The organism is Longimicrobium sp. (assembly GCF_036554565.1).
Taxonomy (GTDB): domain Bacteria; phylum Gemmatimonadota; class Gemmatimonadetes; order Longimicrobiales; family Longimicrobiaceae; genus Longimicrobium.
On sequence record NZ_DATBNB010000232.1, the window covers coordinates 1 to 1,663 of the forward strand.

Annotated in this window: 2 protein-coding genes; both read left to right on the forward strand. The window is 70.7% G+C overall.

Going from position 1 to position 1,663, the window contains the following annotated elements:
* Positions 1–1,058: glucose-6-phosphate isomerase (locus tag VIB55_RS06315; protein ID WP_331875822.1), on the forward strand; the 1,058-nt coding region annotated here is incomplete at its 5' end.
* A 4-nt stretch (positions 1,059–1,062) separates the two neighbouring features.
* On the forward strand, positions 1,063–1,663 hold a 601-nt coding region (locus tag VIB55_RS06320; protein ID WP_331875823.1), incomplete at its 3' end, for a diacylglycerol/lipid kinase family protein.

The following is a 1,663-nucleotide window of genomic DNA, read 5'->3' on the forward strand; positions in this document are numbered from 1 at the left end:
TGCACGTGCTGGACAACGTCGATCCCGCGACGTTCAGCGCGTTCCTGGACCACGTGGACCTGCGCCGCACGCTCTTCAACGTCGTCTCCAAGAGCGGCGGCACGGCCGAAACGATGAGCCAGTATCTGATCATCCGCGAGCGCCTGCAGGCCGAACTGGGCGACGGGTACCGCCGCCACCTGCTCTTTACGACGGACCCGGAGAAGGGCGTGCTTCGCGCCCTCGCCCGCGAGGAAGAGATCGCGACACTGCCCGTTCCCTCCAACGTGGGCGGGCGGTTCAGTGTGCTGTCGGCAGTGGGGCTGCTCCCGGCGGCGATGGCTGGGATCGACGTGGCGGCGCTGCTGGAGGGGGCGCGCGAGATGGCGAAGCGGTGCGAGAGCAACGACCTGCGCACCAATCCGGCGGGGATGTTCGCCGCGCTGCAGTACCTGGCGGATACGGAGCAAGGCGCCCCCATCCACGTGATGATGCCCTACTCCGACCGCCTTCGCGACGTGGCCGACTGGTTCCGCCAGCTGTGGGCCGAAAGCCTGGGCAAGCAGAACACCCGCGACGGCGACGAGGTGTTCGCCGGGCCCACGCCAGTCAAGTCGCTGGGCGCCACAGACCAGCACTCGCAGGTGCAGCTGTACATGGAAGGGCCGTTCGACAAGACCATCACCTTCCTTGCCGAGCGTGACTTCGAGAAGGACGTGCAGATCCCCTCCGCCTATCCCCACCACGCCGAGCTGGCGTACCTGGGCGGCCACAGCATGGGCGAGCTGCTGCGCACGGAGATGCTGGCCACCGAGGCGGCCCTGGCGCAGCGCGGGCGGATGAACATGACCATCGAGGTGCCGCGGGTGGACGCGCACGCCATCGGCGGGCTGTTCATGATGCTCCAAATCGCCACGGTGTACGCAGGTCACTTCTACGGCGTAGACCCGCTGGACCAGCCCGGCGTGGAACTCGGCAAGCAGCTGACCTACGGCATCATGGGCCGGCCGGGGTTCGAGGAGCGGCGCGCCGAGTGGGAGGGCCGCGCGGCCAAGGACGACGCCTTCGTGCTCCGCTGACCTGGTGACCGACCAGCCCATCCGGCACACGGAGTCGCCGCCGGCCATCGTTCCCGGCTCGCGGACGATGATCGTCATCAACCCCGCGGCGGGCCAGCTGGATACCGAGCGCGCGCTTCGCCTGCTGGCGGGGGCCTTCGCGGTCCGCGGCGCCAGCTTCGACGTGGTGCACACGCAGGCCGCGGGCGATGCCGAGCGTGCGGCGCGGGAGGCGGCGAGCCACGGCTACCGCGCGGTGGTGGCCGTGGGCGGCGACGGGACCGTGGCCGAGGTGATCACCGGGCTGGCGGGAACGTCCGTGCCGCTGGGGATCATCCCCAAGGGCACGGCCAACCAGGTGGCGTGCAACCTGGGCATCCCCGGCGACATCGAGGGGGCCGTGGACGTGGCGGTGAACGGCGTGGTGGCGCCCATCGACCTGGGACAGCTGGGCGACGGGCGCTACTTCGCCCTCGCGGCCGGCGCGGGGTGGGACGCGGCCGTGATCTCCGCCGCCACGCGCGAGCTCAAGGACCGCTGGGGGTTCGGCGCGTACGTCTTCGCCGCGCTCAAGGCCGGCATCACGCCGCCCGTTGCACGGTACCGCATTACCGCCGACGGTGTGG